Origin of the sequence: Mycolicibacterium chitae (genome assembly GCF_900637205.1) — a bacterium.
Lineage (GTDB): Bacteria > Actinomycetota > Actinomycetes > Mycobacteriales > Mycobacteriaceae > Mycobacterium > Mycobacterium chitae.
This window is the reverse complement of sequence record NZ_LR134355.1, coordinates 4,534,157-4,548,292: the sequence shown is the minus strand read 5'-3', so window position 1 is coordinate 4,548,292 and position 14,136 is coordinate 4,534,157. Positions and strand designations below refer to the sequence as shown.

16 protein-coding genes and 2 pseudogenes are annotated in these 14,136 nt (G+C 69.8%); 2 read left to right on the top strand and 16 right to left on the bottom strand.

Going from position 1 to position 14,136, the window contains the following annotated elements:
- Positions 1-55: 55 nt before the first annotated feature.
- The 16 genes and pseudogenes from EL338_RS21870 to EL338_RS21790 all read right to left on the bottom strand — a co-directional run bounded on the left by EL338_RS21870 (position 56) and on the right by EL338_RS21790 (position 12,738).
- Positions 56-838: a class I SAM-dependent methyltransferase gene (locus tag EL338_RS21870; protein ID WP_126335656.1), complete on the bottom strand. Its 783-nt coding sequence runs from the start codon at positions 836-838 to the stop codon at positions 56-58.
- A gap of 20 nt (positions 839-858) precedes the next feature.
- Positions 859-1,404 carry a GNAT family N-acetyltransferase gene (locus EL338_RS21865; protein ID WP_126335655.1) on the bottom strand — a complete coding sequence of 182 codons (546 nt, stop codon included), beginning with the start codon at positions 1,402-1,404 and terminating at the stop codon, positions 859-861.
- A 43-nt stretch (positions 1,405-1,447) separates the two neighbouring features.
- Positions 1,448-2,314 carry a 5-oxoprolinase/urea amidolyase family protein gene (locus EL338_RS21860; protein WP_126335654.1) on the bottom strand — a complete coding sequence of 289 codons (867 nt, stop codon included), beginning with the start codon at positions 2,312-2,314 and terminating at the stop codon, positions 1,448-1,450.
- A 10-nt stretch (positions 2,315-2,324) separates the two neighbouring features.
- Positions 2,325-2,984, bottom strand: a complete 660-nt coding sequence (locus tag EL338_RS21855; RefSeq protein WP_126335653.1) for a 5-oxoprolinase subunit B family protein — start codon at positions 2,982-2,984, stop codon at positions 2,325-2,327.
- Between the two features lie 91 nt (positions 2,985-3,075).
- Entirely contained in the window at positions 3,076-3,762 is a 687-nt protein-coding gene (locus EL338_RS21850; protein WP_126335652.1) for a queuosine precursor transporter, read from the bottom strand.
- 41 nt (positions 3,763-3,803) lie between these two features.
- Positions 3,804-4,793 carry an ABC transporter substrate-binding protein gene (locus tag EL338_RS21845; RefSeq protein ID WP_126335651.1) on the bottom strand — a complete coding sequence of 330 codons (990 nt, stop codon included), beginning with the start codon at positions 4,791-4,793 and terminating at the stop codon, positions 3,804-3,806.
- A 22-nt stretch (positions 4,794-4,815) separates the two neighbouring features.
- Positions 4,816-5,880 carry a YeiH family protein gene (locus EL338_RS21840; RefSeq protein WP_235666568.1) on the bottom strand — a complete coding sequence of 355 codons (1,065 nt, stop codon included), beginning with the start codon at positions 5,878-5,880 and terminating at the stop codon, positions 4,816-4,818.
- A gap of 227 nt (positions 5,881-6,107) precedes the next feature.
- Positions 6,108-6,902: an SDR family oxidoreductase gene (locus EL338_RS21830; protein ID WP_126335648.1), complete on the bottom strand. Its 795-nt coding sequence runs from the start codon at positions 6,900-6,902 to the stop codon at positions 6,108-6,110.
- A 28-nt stretch (positions 6,903-6,930) separates the two neighbouring features.
- Positions 6,931-7,275 carry a PE-PGRS family protein gene (locus tag EL338_RS21825; RefSeq protein ID WP_126335647.1) on the bottom strand — a complete coding sequence of 115 codons (345 nt, stop codon included), beginning with the start codon at positions 7,273-7,275 and terminating at the stop codon, positions 6,931-6,933.
- 118 nt (positions 7,276-7,393) lie between these two features.
- Positions 7,394-7,663: a YdeI/OmpD-associated family protein gene (locus tag EL338_RS21820; protein WP_126335646.1), complete on the bottom strand. Its 270-nt coding sequence runs from the start codon at positions 7,661-7,663 to the stop codon at positions 7,394-7,396.
- A 22-nt stretch (positions 7,664-7,685) separates the two neighbouring features.
- Positions 7,686-8,273 (bottom strand): TetR family transcriptional regulator, encoded by a 588-nt coding sequence (locus tag EL338_RS21815; RefSeq protein ID WP_126335645.1) that lies wholly within the window; start codon positions 8,271-8,273, stop codon positions 7,686-7,688.
- A gap of 46 nt (positions 8,274-8,319) precedes the next feature.
- A pseudogene (locus EL338_RS21810) lies at positions 8,320-9,699 on the bottom strand (acyl-CoA dehydrogenase family protein).
- A 42-nt stretch (positions 9,700-9,741) separates the two neighbouring features.
- Entirely contained in the window at positions 9,742-10,632 is an 891-nt protein-coding gene (locus EL338_RS21805) for an alpha/beta fold hydrolase (protein ID WP_126335644.1), read from the bottom strand.
- A gap of 72 nt (positions 10,633-10,704) precedes the next feature.
- Positions 10,705-10,994: pseudogene (locus EL338_RS21800) on the bottom strand (carboxymuconolactone decarboxylase family protein); the annotation flags it as partial.
- 113 nt (positions 10,995-11,107) lie between these two features.
- Complete coding sequence (locus EL338_RS21795; protein ID WP_126335643.1) at positions 11,108-11,911, bottom strand: mycofactocin-coupled SDR family oxidoreductase; 804 nt, start codon at positions 11,909-11,911, stop codon at positions 11,108-11,110.
- Positions 11,908-12,738 carry a mycofactocin-coupled SDR family oxidoreductase gene (locus EL338_RS21790; RefSeq protein ID WP_126335642.1) on the bottom strand — a complete coding sequence of 277 codons (831 nt, stop codon included), beginning with the start codon at positions 12,736-12,738 and terminating at the stop codon, positions 11,908-11,910. The genes EL338_RS21795 and EL338_RS21790 overlap by 4 nt, the downstream gene beginning before the upstream one ends.
- Positions 12,739-12,822: 84 nt before the next feature.
- Here EL338_RS21790 and EL338_RS21785 point away from each other — a divergent pair, with 84 nt between their 5' ends.
- Both EL338_RS21785 and EL338_RS21780 read left to right on the top strand, forming a co-directional pair.
- Positions 12,823-13,428, top strand: coding sequence for a TetR/AcrR family transcriptional regulator (locus tag EL338_RS21785; protein WP_126335641.1), 606 nt, complete (start codon positions 12,823-12,825; stop codon positions 13,426-13,428).
- A 78-nt stretch (positions 13,429-13,506) separates the two neighbouring features.
- Positions 13,507-14,109, top strand: a complete 603-nt coding sequence (locus tag EL338_RS21780) for a TetR family transcriptional regulator (protein WP_126335640.1) — start codon at positions 13,507-13,509, stop codon at positions 14,107-14,109.
- Positions 14,110-14,136 lie beyond the last annotated feature (27 nt).

Here is a 14,136-nt window from a genome sequence, read left to right as displayed (position 1 = left end):
TCTAAGCAGCGGATATTTCGCCGGTGTTACCCGGCCATTGCCACCGCGTGTGGATTCAGCCGACCCGGGTGGTGTGCACCACAGTGAACGGCAGGTGGACGCGACCGCCCTCGACCAGCGGCAGGATCACCGCCATCCGCTCGGCCATCTGCTGCATCTCCTCATGCCATTCCGGCGGCATTCCGCTGAGCAGTTCCGCCGGTGGCTCCGCGGTGGGCGCGGTAAAGCCGTCCACCCTGCCCTGATAGGTGGTGGGACCCAGGAAATCGATCCGCCAGCCGTTGCGGTTCAGGGTGTCGCGCAGCGTGTCCTCGGCGACCGGCATCGGCGCGGGCACACCGTTGACGGTGCCGCCGGCGAAGCAGTAGATGAACCAGCGGGCATTGGGGCGGGTGGCGCGGTGCACCCCGGCGGCGTACGCGTCGCGGTCGCCCTCCTCGAGGCAGTGCATCAGCGCGCTGTCGATCACGGTGTCGAAGCGGCCGTCGTATCCGGTCAGCGCCGTGGCGTCGGCCACCCCGAAGTTCACCGTCGCGCCCGCGTCGGCGGCCCGCTGCCGGGCCTGCTCGATGGCGGCGGCCGAGCCGTCCAGCCCGGTGACCAGGTGTCCGCGGGAGGCCAGGAAGATCGCGTTGTCGCCGAGCCCGCAGCCGATGTCGAGGACCTCCCCGGAGATGGCGCCGAGCGCCTCGAGTTCCATCAGCCGCGGCTGGGCCTGCCCGATGTCCCAGGGGACCGCGCCGGGTGGCGGTGCGCCCTCGAACGCGGGTTCGCCGCGGTAGAGCTTGTCGAAGGATTCGCGGTTGGGCCGGAAGGCTTCTGGCGTGCTGTCACTCACCCCATCCAACGTACGCCGCGCTACCAGACGTCGCCGTCGCGCCAATCGCAAACCAGGTCGGCGCTCGGGTCCAACTCGGCATCGACCGGCAACACGAACACCGCACCGTCGTCCTCGGGGGTGCGCTCGATGCCGCCGGGCGCCAACACCGCCGTCGGGCCCGCCCACTGCTGCCAGCCGCGCGCCAGATAGAAACCGGGGGCGTCGTCGGTGGCGCTGAGCGCTCCGAGTTGGTAGGCGCCGCGGATCACCTGCTCGACGGCGTCCATGATCGCCGCACCCAGGTGCTGGCCGCGCCGGTCCGTCTCGACCGCGACGGCCTCGACGTAGCCGCAGCGCAGGGCCCGGCCGCGGTGCAGCAGGCGGCGCTGCACGACGGCGGCGTGGGCCAGCAGGACGCCGTGTTGCTGGATGATCGCGTGCATGCCGCCCAGGGCGTGATCCCAGTCGGACTCGGTGAAGTCACCGTCGAAGGCCTCGGTCAGCAGCCGGCGCGCATCGTCGCGGGTCTCGGCGTCGAGGTCGGCGGTGTGGACCAGGCGGGCGGTCAGGACCTGGGGGTACACACCTTCGTTTGTAGCCCAAATCGGCGGCCATGACGACCGGGTGTCAGCCGCGGGGCCGTGCCCAGTTCAACCGGACGGGCTGGCCGGGCCGGATCTGGGCCACCTTGTCGACGTCGTCGTCGACGATGACCCCGGCCACCGGGTAGCCGCCGGTCACCGGATGGTCGGGCCCCAGGATCACCGGGAGGCCGTTGGGTGGCACCTGGATCGCGCCGCGGGTGACGCCCTCCGACGGCAGGTGGCCGTCGGGCCAGCGCCAGCGCATCGGCGTGCCGGACAGCCGCATCCCCACCCGGTCGCTGCGGTCCGAGGCGATCCAGACGGTGCGCACCAGCGCGTCGGGGTCGACGAACCAGTCCGTGCGCGGCCCGGGGATGACCTGCAGTTCCAGCAGTTGACCCTCGATGCTGGCGACAGGGGCCTGATCGACCTCCGGGTACTCGTCGGTGTGCGCGCCGACGTTGAGGATGTCGCCGCGTTGCAGCGGCCGCGGGCCGATCGACGACATCACGTCGAAGCTGCGGGAACCCAGCACCGGTTCGACGTCGATGCCGCCGCGGACCGCCAGGTAGCTGCGCATCCCCGACTGCGGCGCCCCGAGGGTGATGACGTCGCCGTCGCGCGCGTAGCAAATGCTGTTGGTGCCGAACAACTTTCCGTTGAGCATCGGGTCCGCGTCGGCGCCGGTGACGGCGATCTCCGCCTCGCCGTGGACGCGGGCCATCAGCCCGCCGAGGGTGACCTCGACGGTGGCGCGGTCATCGGGGTTGGCCACCAGCCGGTTGGCCAGGGTGTGCGAGCGCCGGTCGGCGGCCCCGGACCGGCTGACGCCCAGATGGGCCTTGCCGGCCCGGCCCAGGTCCTCGACGAGGGCCAGCGGGCCGGTGTGCATGATCTCCAACGTGGTCATGGTGTTCTCCTCAAACCGCCCTGAACTGCACCCACATGCCCGGCCGCAGCAACGCCGGTTCCGGGCGTTCGATATCCCACAGCACCGCGTCGGTGCGCCCGATCAACTGCCAGCCGCCGGGGGATTCGCGCGGATAGACGCCGCTGAACTCACCGGCCAGGCCCACCGCGCCGGCCGGCACCCGGGTACGCGGCTCGTCGCGGCGGGGCACCTGCAGTCGCGCATCGCCGTCGATCAGGTAGCTGAAACCCGGTGCGAAACCGCCGAATCCGACCTGCCACAGCGAGCCGGTGTGCGCGGCGATGACACCGACCGGGTCCAGTCCGGTCAGCCGTCCGACCTCCACCAGGTCCGCGCCGTCGTAAACCACGTCGATGACGACGTCGGCGGTGTGCCCGGGCCCGTGCTGCTCGTCGCCGACGGCCGGGCTCAGCTTGCCCAGCCGCTGCCGGGTCGGGGCCTGATAGCGCGGGCCGTCGAGTTTGACCAGCACGGTCCGATAGGCCGGCACGATGTCGAGGACCCCGGGCAACTCGGCGCCGGCCAGCGCGGCCGTCCAGGCGAGCACCTCGGCGGTGCTGCCGCACTCGATCAGTAGGGCGCAGTCGCCGTAATCACGTACCGCGGCCTCCTTGGAGGACTTGATTTGATGATCCACAGTTACGCTCATGACCTAACGTTACCGCCGAGTAGCCTCGGTGTCCCGTGGCTTTACGCCCTCGCCAGAGGAGCCTTACCAAGGGCTCAGAGCCTGCGAGATTTCATAACATCGGCTGGTAGGTGGGCTCGCGCCGTTTGATGTAGCCGATCACCCGGTAGGTCACCGGCAGGATGACGATCTCCACGATCGTCTTGTAGAACCAGCCCAGTGCCGTGTAGACGGCGAAGTCGCGAAATGTGTTGATGCCGATCGCACTTGCCGCGATGGCGCAGAACACCACGGTGTCGCCGAGTTGGCCGACCACCGACGAGCCGATGAGCCGTGCCCACAGGTGCTTCTCCTTGGTGCGCTCCTTGATCTTGACCACGACCCACGCGTTCAGCGTCTGCCCAACCAGGAACCCGGCCAGGCCCGCGACGATCAGCTGGGTGTAGGCGTGCACGACGGCTTCGAGCGCGGCCTGATTCTCGTAGAAGTCGGCCGCCGGCAGGTACAGCGTCACCCAGAACACCAAGGCCGCGAGCGCGTTCATCGCGAACCCGAGGAAGACCGCGCGCCGCGCCGCCTTGAAGCCGTAGACCTCGGAGAGGACGTCGCCAATGATGTAGGTCAGCGGGAACACCAGGAAGCCGCCGTCGGTGATGATCGGGCCGAACTCGACGCCCTTGGTGGCGGTGACGTTGGAGATGATCACCAGCGCGGTGAGAACTGCGACCAGGGTCGGGTAGTAGACCGAGCCGACCCTGGCGAATCCGGTGGGTTCGGTGGGTTCTCCTGCGTGGTTCACCCGGCCATCCAAGCAGAAGCCCCGCGCCGAGTGACCCGTGGCTACGTCAGCGCGGCGGCCAGCAGCGGCGGCAATTGCTCGGCGACCAGCGGGTAGGACAGCACCGAACTGAACGCGATCGCCCCGGTTAGGTCCTTGGTGGTGAACACGTTGCGGTTCTCCCGGGTGGCGCGCAGCGCCGCGATGTTGGGGTCGGCCAGCAGCCTGGCGCGGTCCTCGTCGCTCTCGGTGGTCCAGATCAGTACGTCGGCGTCGTCGAGCACGGGGCCGATCTCGGGCAGCGGGATGTAGGCGCGGTGGTCGTGCTCGCGGCCGAACGGCGCGATGGCCTCGGAGATGGTGAACCCCAGCTGGGTCAGGAAGTCGGTGCGCCACCCGGGCTTGGTGGCCAGGACGCTGTTCTCCCAGTAGGTGCTGCCCTGCAGCAGCAGCACCTTCTTGTCCTGGAACTGCGGATGGGCGGCCCCGGCCGCGGTGAAGCCGTCGTCCACCGCGGCGATCAAGGCGTCCATCTGGTCGGCGGCGAATGCGGCCCGACCGAGGGTGGCGGCCTGCTCCTTCCACGGCTCGAAGAACGGTGCGGGTCCCGACTGGGGGACGGTCGGGGCGATCGCGGAGAGCCGCGCGTAGGTGTCCGCGTCGCAGCCGGCGTTGATGGCGACGATGAGATCCGGTGTCAGCGAGGCGATCTGGTCGACGTCGATGCCGTCGGTCAGGCTCAGCACCACCGGCTGCGCCCCGCCGAGCGCGGGCTGGGCCCACGGCCACACGGCGAAGGGCTGCTCACCCCACCACTCGGTGGTGGCGATCGGCACCAGCCCGAGCGCCAGCAGACTGTCCTGCTCGGTGAACCCCGCGCTGACCACCCGGGTGGGCCGTGCCGGGATGGTCGTCTCGCCGAAGGCGTGCGTGATGGTGACCGCGCCGTCGGCGGCATCGGAGTCGGATCCCGATTCGCAGGCCGTCGCGAGCAACAGCCCCGCGGCGCCGGTCAGAGCCAGGAATCCGCGCCTGCTGCACTGCGTTTGCATTGGGCGAGGCTACGCCCGCGGCTCAGTTGGTGACGGTGAAATTGCCGAACAGCACCAGCGCCAGTCCCAGCGCCACCACGATGTTGACCACGGTGGCCGAGGCGAAGACGCCGATGGGTCGCCAGCCCGCCTCGCGAATCCCCTTGAGGGAGAACTCCAATCCGATGGCCACGAACGCGAAGATCAGGAACCAGGTGCGCAGGTCGTTGACGACGCCGATGGTGGCCTTGCCGTCCGCTCCGGCGTACTGCAGGTACAGCGTGCCGATGATCGAGGCGGCGATGAAGCCGAGGACGAATTTGGGGAACCGGCGCCAGAATTCGCCGATCCCGGGCCGCGCGGCGGCGTCGGTGCGGCGCTCCACCTTCAGCGCGAAGTAGGCCGTCAGGGCGATGGCCACGATACCGATCAACGCGTTCTGCGTGGTCTTGACGATGGTCGCGATCTGCAGCGCGTCCTCTCCGGCGATCGCGCCGGCGGCCGCCACGGCCGCGGTGGTGTCGATGTTGCCGCCGATCCACGCGCCGGCCACCGCGTCGGGCAGGCCGAACACCTTGGCCAGCCAGGGCAACAGGAAGATCGAGGGCAGTGCGAACGCGATGACCAGCGAGGCAGCATACGCCAGCTGCTCGCGCTTGGCCTGCACCGCGCCGGCGGCCGCGATCGCGGCGCTGACCCCGCAGATCGCCACGGCCGAGGCCAGCAACGCGCGCAGCTTGTCGTCGAGACCCAGCCGCCCGCCCAGCCACCAGCTGAAACCGAACACGATCGAGATGAGCAGCAGCGCCTGCAGCACCGCCGGCCCGGCCGCGGTGACCAGCAACTTGAGGTTGATCGATGCGCCGAGTAGCACCAGCCCGGTCTTGACGAAGAACTCGGTGCGAAAGCCTCCCGAAATCGCCTCTCGCACGGCCAGTTTCGTCAGCACCACGTTGCCCAGCAGGCCCAGGGCAATGGCGTAGACGGGGAACTCGACGGCCTTCGCCACACCCGCCAGGGAGCTGCCGGCCGCCCAATTCGGGACCTGGGCCTCCAGGAAACGGGTGAGCGCGCCCAGGACGAGGACGACGAACACCCCGACGGCGATCGCCCCGACCGAGGACCGGGCGGGGGACTCGGGCGCGTCCTCCGGGGTCTGTCCGGCGCGGGTGTCCTGTTCGGTCACGGGATCACGCTGCCCGGGATGACGCCCACCAGCACGAGGGCCAGCAGGGTCAGTCCGACGATGACGGCGAGCCAGTCTTCGTTCATGCCGGCCGAATTTAGTGCGCGCCGCCGGTGGTCGACACAGTTGTACTCAGGGCGAATCGAACGCTAGTCGGTGCCGGCCAATCGCTTGTTGAGCAGCCGGGTCAACCACGCCGGGCTGAACCGGGAACCCGCTGCGAACAGCGTGGCCTGGCGCCCGACCGGGAAATGCACCTGGTGCAGGCGCCGCCGCAGCAGGGAGGGTTCGATGGCGGACATGATGTCGTTGGCGACGTCGTCGGCGGTGAGGTTGATGCCCAGCGACTTGGTGGTCCCGATGCTGACGCCGTCGGTCATGGCGGTCTGCACGTACAGCGGCCACATCGAGATCACCCGAATGTCCTGCGGGCCCCACTCCACGTCGAGCGCCTCGGTCATGGCCCGGACGAAGAACTTGCTGGCGCTGTAGACGGCGAGTTCGGCCTGCCCGTAGATGGCCGACGCCGAGGCGAGGTTGACCACCACCGAACCGGGAGTGCGGCGCAGATGCGGATGCGCGGCGTGCAGACCGTTGACCACGCCCCTGCAGTTGATGTCGATCATCTTGTGTTGCACCGAGATCGGGATCTCCTCGAACGCCCCGGCGACGAGGATGCCGGCGTTGTTGATCAGCACGTCGAGCCGGCCCCCGGCCGCGGCGACGAATTCGTCGAGCCGCGCGATCATCTCGTCGTTGTCGGTGACATCGAGATGGCCGGTGACCGCAGTGGCGCCCAGCGCGGTGATCTCCTCATGCAGCGAGGTCAGTCCGGCCTCGTCGATGTCGTAGGCGCCGACGGTGTACCCCTGCGCCGCGAACTTCAGCGCGGTGACGCGGCCGATCCCTGCGGCGGCGCCGGTGATGAAAACTGATTTGGCCATGTCTCATCATGGCGCACGGCGGGCTGTGTCAGTGTCCCCACTCGAAGCAGCCGATGCCGGGCACGCACCCGCCACCGCCGCCGGGACCGCCGTGCCCGCAGATGCCGTCCGCGGTGCAGCCGCCCCCGCCCTGCGGCCCGCCGTGGCCGCAGGTGCCGTCGGCGGTGCACCCGCTGCCGCCCCCGGGACCCCCGCTGCCGCAGATGCCGTTGAAGCAGCCGTCCCCACCGGGGGCGCTCTGCGGTTGGAAGGAACTGACGGTCGGGGCGGCCGCGGAATAGGCGTCCGCCGCGGCGACCGGTGCCGCAGCGATCGCGGTGGCGGCGGCTCCCGCCATGACCAGTGCGGCAAGGAAGTTCAGGATGGCCCTCATCTTTTCGGTTCTACCATCAAGATCAAATTTCGCAAAGAGCTTATGGGCGCACCGAGGCAGAACTGACGACGGGAGTTACTCGCACTTTCGCTGCGTGAGTTCTTACTCGCCGGGGAGGTCAGGCCTTGCCGTTGCGTTCCCGATGCTTGCACCCGGGCCAGCAGCAGGGCCGACGCATGCCCTCCTCGAGTTCCTCCTGGGTGCGCCGGATTCGGCGTTCGCGGGTGGCCTGCTGTTTAGCGTCCTCGACCCAGCAGATGAACTCGTTGCGGGCCAGCGGGGTGATGTCCTTCCATGCGGCGAAGGCGGTCGCGTTGCCCAGCAGCGCGGTTCGCAGGTCGCCGGGAAGCTTGTGCACCACACCGCCGGGAACTCGTGGGCTGCTCATCGGGTCAGGGTAGCGCCGCGACCTACAACGGGCCCAGGTTCAACCGGGCTTCCAGGATCTCCATGCCCGCCGCGATCGGGTCCCCGGGCAGCGGCGTGCCGTCGGAGACCGACAGCAGCACGCCGACGATGACGCCGGCCAGGACCCGGCGCTCGAACGCGTCGCGGACGTGTGGGAGCCGGTCGATCAGCGCCTCGCTGATCAGCCGGATCAGCCGGACGTAGTGCGAATACAGCAGTCCCTGCGCCTCCGGAACGGAGTACATCATCGACTGGCCGCGCAGCGCGTTCTCCCGTTCGGGCGGGCTCAACGCGGCGAACGTGCTCGTCACGGCGTGCCGGTACGCGGTCAGCGGCGGCATCTCCGGGGGTGCGGAGCGGAAGGCCTCGATGATCGGCGGGATCAGGTCGTCGTCGATGAGGACGTGCTCTTTGGCGGGAAAGTAGCGGAAGAACGTTCGGGGGGAGACCTCGGCGGCGTCGGCGATCTGCTCGACGGTGGTGTTCGGGTAGCCATTGGCCTCGAACAATCGGAACGCCTCGCGCCGGATGGTCTCGCGGGTGCGCAACTTCTTGCGCTCTCGCAGACCGAGCGGCTCGCGGGCATCCATGTTGTTGATTGTTCCAGCATCGCGCGCGCACCGGTCCGGAGGTCGATTACCGGCGCGGCGGCGCGAGCACCTTCATGGCCAACCGCATGACCGGGGCGGGCACCTTGTCCTTGGCCGCGAGCATCGTCTCCGAGGCCCGCCCGCGCATGGGCGCGCCCCGGCCGAACCACCGATTGAGCGGACCGCCGGCGGGTTCGAGGTCGACGTGCAGGGGCGGGGCGCCGTCGGCGGCGCCCAGGGCCCGCGCGATCACCATCCGCTGGATCTCGCTGGTGCCCTCGAAGATGGTGTGGAGCTTGGCGTCGCGGTACCACTTCTCCACCGGGTGATCGGTGATGTAGCCCCAACCGCCCAGGGTCTGGATGGCCCGCTCGGTGGCCCGGACCGCCAGTTCGCTGGCCGCCAGCTTGGGCATCGAACCCTCGCCGCGGCCGAACGGCACGCCGGTCGCGGCCATCCAGGACGCCCGCCAGGTCAGCAGTCGGGCGGCGTCGAGCTGGGTGGCCAGGTCCGCGATCGGAACGAGATGCCCTGGTTGTCGATGATCGGGGCGCCGAACGCCTCGCGCCGGTTGGCGTATTCGGTCATGTATTCCAGTGCCGCGCGGGCGATTCCGAGGGCCTGGGCGGCGACCATCGGCCGGGTCTGCTCGAAGGTGCCCAGCGCGGCCGATCCGGACTTCGCGCCGCCGGCGATCACCTCGCGGGCCTTGGCCAGCTTGTGCTCGAGCTTCTCGGCCCCACCGAGCAGGTTGGCCGCCGGGATGCGCACGTCGGTCAACCGCAGTTCCGCGGTGTGCGAGGCGCGGCAGCCCAGCTTGTCGAGCTTGCGCACCAACTCCAGGCCTGGCGTCGCGCCGGGGACGATGAACAGCGCCTGCCCGCGGTGCCCGAGTTCCTCGTCGACGACGGCGTTGACCACGTGCACGTTGGCGATGCCGCCGTTGCCGATCCACATCTTGTGCCCGTTGATGACCCAGTCGGCGTCCGGGCCGGGTCGTGGTGCGCAGGTTGCGGACGTCGCTGCCGCCCTCGGGTTCGGAGATGGCCAGCGCGGCCAGCTTCAGCTCACCCGGGCTGCCGAAGCACTCCGGGGCCCAGGTCAGCATTTGCTCGGGGGAGGCCGCCTGCCCGATCGCCGAGAGCGCCAGGGCGGGCATGACGATGGCCAGCCCGATCCCGGCGCAGCCCCAGAACAGCTCCTCCATGAACATGGGCAGCGACAGGCCGGTGGGGTCGCCGATCAGGTCGCGGTAGAACAGCGGACTGTAGAAGCCGCGCTCGGCGGCCTCCTCGAGCACCGGCCAGGGGAACTCCTGGCGCTGGTCGTAGTCGAGCGCCACCGGCCGGATGACCTGCTCGGCGAACTCGTGGGTGCGTCGGGCCAGGTCGTGTTGCGCGACGGTGGGCCGCAGATCGAAGCTCACCCGCTGCGGTTAGCCGCCGCGGACTGGATCGAAACGTCGGGTTCAGGTGATGGACCAGAACTCGAGCAGCGTGCGCAGCGTGGAAACCAACGACAGGGGCTGATCCAGCATGGGGTGGTGCCCGGCCTCGGGGAGATCCACGAAGGGCCCGCGCAGTTGCAGGATCTGCCGGATCCGCTCGGCCATGTCGTCGTCGATCGCGCCGTGCTCGCAGCGCAGATGGGCGATGCGGCAGGGCATCTGGGCGAAGGTGTTCTCCAAGGTGTCCGCCTCGGTGGGGCCTTCGGAGAGCCAACTGCCGCTGAAGATGGCCGGGTCGAACTTCCACCACCAGCGCAACCCCTTGCGCCGCACCGATTCGCGGGCGATGTGATCGGCGATGTAGGGCAGGATCACGTCCTGGCTCGGCACCGGCCGGAACCGCGACACGATCGCCTCCCGGGTCCGGTACCCCTCCTGCCTCCCGCGCGCCCGGCGCAGGTGGTCTTCCTCGGGGGCGCGGTCGCGCAGCGGCGAGTCGATGACGACGATCCCGTCGATCTCGGCGCCCTCGCGGATCGCGGCGGTGCTGGTGACCCAGCCGCCCATGCTGTGCCCGACGATCACCGGCCGGACCGACGGGTCGGCGGCGGTCGCGACGGCGAGCACTTCCCGGGACCAGATGCCCAGGCCGTATCGGGCCCGGGTCGCGCTGTCGCCGTGGCCGCTCAGGTCGGGGGCGATCACGTGGTGGGTGGCGGCGAAGAACGGGGCGATGTGGTCCCACCACGCCGAGTTGGCCCCGCCGCCGTGCACCAGCACCAGCAGCGGCCGGCCGCGCTCACCCCAGGCGCGGCAGTGGATCCGACAGCCTTCGACGTCGACCTCGAAGCTGCGCGGGCGGTGGTCCAGCGCCCGCCGGAACCACGACGGTGGGGTGAGGTTTGTCGACATCGTGCCAATCTCGCAGTGCGCTGCCGTGCAGCATGGTCTCGGCAATTATCCACTGCGGCGCAACCGGTCGGCCTACTGCTGCCCCTCGGATTCCCACTCCGCGCCCACCCGCTGCTTCTGCTCCTCGATCACCGCGGCCAGGTGGGCGGCCTTGGGCCAGCCGTAGTAGGCCCCGAATTGCAGTGCCAGCTCGTCCATCTCGGCGAAGGACAGGTCGCGGCTCTTCAGCGCGGCGTATACGTGGCTCATGATCGGGTACGGCGCGTCCTGGAACGCCACGCAGGTCACCGTCACCAGGCGGCGCGCATGCCCAGGCCCGGCCGCAGCCACATCTCGCCGAACACGAAGTCGAGCAGGCCGGCGGTGGCGTCGGACGCCGGCGGCGGGACGGTCATCACGTCGGTGTAGGCCCGGGCGCCCGCGCCGGAATCCGAGGTGGTGGGGCTGGTCATGGCGTTCCCTTCGAGTTTCGGGCTCACCGGATGGTGACGCCGGCATCGACTTTGAACTCGAGTCCGGTCACGTACCGGGACTCGTCGGAGACCAGGAACAGCACCGCGTTGCTGATGTCGACGGCCTCGACCATCTGCACCGGCATCGCGTTGCCGAAGATCGGGGCCAGGTCCGGTCGTTGCTCCACCAGCAGGGTGTGGATCGAGGCGGGCTGCATCCCGGTCGGCACGCCGGTGGGATGCACGGTGTTGACCCGGACACCCACGGCGGCAAGCTCATTGGCCAGGGCCTTGCTCATGCCGACGACACCGTGCTTGGCGGCGGTGTAGGGCGTGTGCAGGGGTGTGCCCTTGATCCCGGCGGCCGAGCTGATGTTGATCAGGCTGCCGCCCCGGTCGACGAGGTGCGGCAGCGCGGCCGCGCACGTGTTCCACGTGCCGATCAGGTTGACGTCGACGACGGTGCGCCACTGGGCCGAGGTGGTGGTGTCCCAGGTCGCGGCCGTCAGCACGCCGGCGTTGGCGACGGCGGCCTCCAGCCCGCCCAACTGCGCCACGCCGTCGGCGACCGCGGCCGCGAGCGCCTCGGCGTCGCGCACGTCCACCACGTGGGTCACCGCGCGTCGCCCGCACCCCTCGACCAGGCGGGCGGTTTCGGCCAGGTCCTCGCGGGTGGCCAGCGGATACTCGACCTCCGGCAGCGACTCGCAGAGGTCGACCAGGATCAGGTCGGCGCCCTCCTCGGCGAGCCGCACGGCGTGGCTGCGGCCCATTCCCCGTGCGGCGCCGGTGATCAGGACCCGCTTGCCCGTGACGCGCCCGCTCATAGCTTGTTGCAGAAGCCGGCGTCGACGGGGAAGGTGACCCCTGTGACGTACTTGGCCGCGTCGGAGACCAGGTAGGCGATCGCGGCGCTGATGTCCTCGGGTTCCAGCAGTTCGACCGGCATGGGGTTCTGCAGATGCGGGCCGCCGTCGGGGTAGGCCTCCAGGAACGCGGTCATGGCCGGGTTCACCGCCATCATGGTGTTCACCGCGGTCGGATGCACGGTGTTGACCCGAATGCTGTACGGCGCCAACGCATTGGACAGCGTGCGCATCAGCCCGACGATGCCGTGCTTGGCCGCCGCGTAACCCAGGCCACCGCCCTGCATGCCGCCGAAGCCGCGCAGTCCGGCCGTGGAACTGGTGAACACCATCGCCCCGCCGCGCTGTCCGGCCAGCAGGTGGGGGATGGCGGCCTTCGCGGTGTGGAAGGCGCCGTTCAGGTTGACCCCGACGGCGTCGGTCCACATCTCGAGGTCCTCCTCGATGCCGACCTCGCGGAAGGCCGTCGGGGCGATGCCGGCGTTGGCGCACACGATGTCGAGGCGGCCGAAGCGTTCCACCCCGGCGTCGACGGCCGTCTTGACCGCGGCGAAGTCGCGGACGTCGGCGACGGTGCCGAGAATCTTGCCGCCCTGGGCCTCCACCAGCGCGACGGTCTCGTCGAGTTCGTCGCGGGTGGCCATGGGATAGCCGTTGGAGGAGATGTCGGAACAGATGTCGACGCCGATGATGTCGGCGCCGTCGGCCGCGAGCCGGAGCGCGTGGCTGCGCCCCTGTCCGCGGGCGACTCCGGTGATGAAGGCGACCTTGCCGGCCAGAGAACTCATGTCAGCTCGCTTCGTTGCGTGGGTAACCGTGTTACAGCCGGTACGGTAACGTGGTTACACCGGCGAGACAAGGGGTCATGGGCGATGAAGTCATCCGGCGCGGCGACGCGCGAGGAGCGGGACGCGCCGACCGGTCACGACCGGCGCATCCTCGGCATTGTCGTCGAACTGCTCGAGACCGAGGGCTACGAGGCCGTCCAACTGCGCGAGGTGGCCCGCCGGGCGCGCACCTCGCTGGCGACCATCTACAAGCACTACGCCAACCGCGACGAGCTGATCCTGGCCGCGCTGCAGATGTGGCTCGACGAGAACCGCTACGCGGGCCTGGCCGGGCAGTCCCGCGCCGACGGCGAGTCCTTCTACGACGGCCAGATGCGGGTGCTGCGCACCATCTTCGAACCCTGGGAGCAGCACCCCGCCATGCTCAAGGCCTACTTCCGCGCCCGCGCCGCCCCCGGCGGCGAACAGCTGGTGCAGCGCGGGCTCGACGCCGTCATCCCGGCCTTCGGGGAGGTACTCGTCGACGTCGACGAGGCGTTCGTCGCCGACCTGACGACCATCGTCACCAACGTCGTCTACGGCTTGTTGGGTCGCTTCGCCGCCGGCGAGATCGCCATCACCGACATCGTGCCGGGCCTCGAGCGCACCGTGTACTGGCTGAGCCACGGTTACGAGGCGGCGCAGCGCTGACGCGGTTTCCGCGGCTCGGGCGATATTGTCGACAGCGACGGAACCGAGGACGGCTGGGGTAGAACGAGACGGAGCGGCATGGCTGTGGTCAACGGGCCATCGGCGCGCGAGACGAAGCGCCTGCAAACCAGGGAGCGGCTGATGGGCGCCGCGGTGGCCGAGTTCAAGCGCGCCGGCATGGCCGAGGCCGACGTCGGCGCCATCGTCGCCGCGGCCGGAGTTGCCCACGGCACCTTCTTCTTTCATTTCCCCACCAAGGAACACGTCCTGCTCGAGCTCGAGAAGCGCGAGGAGGACCGGATGGCCAAGCAGTTCGGCAAGTTCCTCGACAAGGGGCACGACCTGGAGGCCGCGCTGGTCGAGGCCGCCCGCCTGGTCCTGGGCCTGGAGCGCCGACTCGGCGAACTGCTGTTCAAAGACTTTCTGGCCCTGCACTTCTCGCAGACCCGCCCGCCCGCCGAGGGCGGCGGTGACCACTCGCTGGTGGTGCTGCTCGCCGCGCACATCGACCGCGCGCGGGAGGACGGCGCGGTGGCCGCGGACGTCAACTCGATGAACAGCGCGGTGTTCTTCCTGCTGTGCCTGTACGCGCTGGCGATCACCACCAACGACCCGATGCGGCGGGAGTTGCTCGACGATCTGGTGAAGCGCACGCTGCGCAGCATGGCCCCGGCCGCCTGAGGCGCGATCGACCGCGGATGCTTGTCG